At 66.1% G+C, this 954-nt stretch carries 1 protein-coding gene; it reads left to right on the top strand.

Features of this window, described 5'->3' with window-relative positions:
• A partial coding sequence (locus DPV79_RS41500; protein ID WP_113048180.1) for an ABC transporter ATP-binding protein occupies positions 1–855 on the top strand: 855 nt, incomplete at its 5' end.
• Positions 856–954: the final 99 nt, after the last annotated feature.

Raw genomic sequence — 954 nt, 5'->3', positions numbered from 1 at the left:
AACATGATGTTCCAGTCGTACGCGCTGTTCCCGCACATGACGGTCGAATCGAACGTCGCGTTCGGCCTGAAGCAGGAAGGCACGCCGAAGAACGAGATCCGGGAACGCGTGGCCGACGCGCTCGCGCTCGTGCAGATGAGCAAGTACGCGAAGCGCAAGCCGCATCAGCTCTCCGGCGGCCAGCAGCAGCGCGTCGCGCTCGCGCGCTCGCTGGTCAAGCGCCCGAAGCTGCTGCTGCTCGACGAGCCGATGTCCGCGCTCGACAAGAAGATCCGCCAGAAGACCCAGCTCGAACTCGTGAACATCATCGAGAAGGTCGACGTGACCTGCGTGATGGTCACGCACGACCAGGAAGAGGCGATGACGATGGCGAGCCGCCTCGCGGTGATGAGCGAAGGCAAGATCGTGCAGATCGGCTCGCCCGGCGAAGTCTACGAATACCCGAACAGCCGTTTCTCGGCCGAATTCATCGGCTCGACCAACCTGTTCGAGGGACGCGTGGTCGAGGACGAACCCGACCACATTTTCGTCGAGAGCGACGACCTCGAGGCACGCATGTACGTGAGCCACGGCGTGACGGGCCCGCTCGGGATGCCGGTCGGCATCTCGGTGCGCCCGGAGCGCGTGCACGTGTCGCGCGAGAAACCGGGCTCGAAACACAACTGGGCGCGCGGCGTCGTGACCGACATCGCGTACATGGGCAGCTACTCGCTGTACCACGTGCGCCTGCCGAGCGGCAAGACGGTGGTGTCGAACCTGTCGAGCTCGCACCTGATGAACGACAACGCGCCGGCGTGGAACGACGACGTGTTCGTGTCGTGGTCGCCGGCCAGCGGCGTCGTGCTGACGCAGTGAGGACGCCACGATGAGAACCTCCGCTTCCACTTCGTCCGCGCCGGTGTCTGCCGGCGCCGCGAGCACCGGCGCCGGCCGCGCGCGCCCGGGCCGTTTCTC

The sequence above is a fragment of the Burkholderia reimsis genome (assembly GCF_003294055.1).
GTDB classification, from domain to species: domain Bacteria; phylum Pseudomonadota; class Gammaproteobacteria; order Burkholderiales; family Burkholderiaceae; genus Burkholderia; species Burkholderia cepacia.
This window is presented reverse-complemented; position numbering and strand designations above follow the sequence as displayed.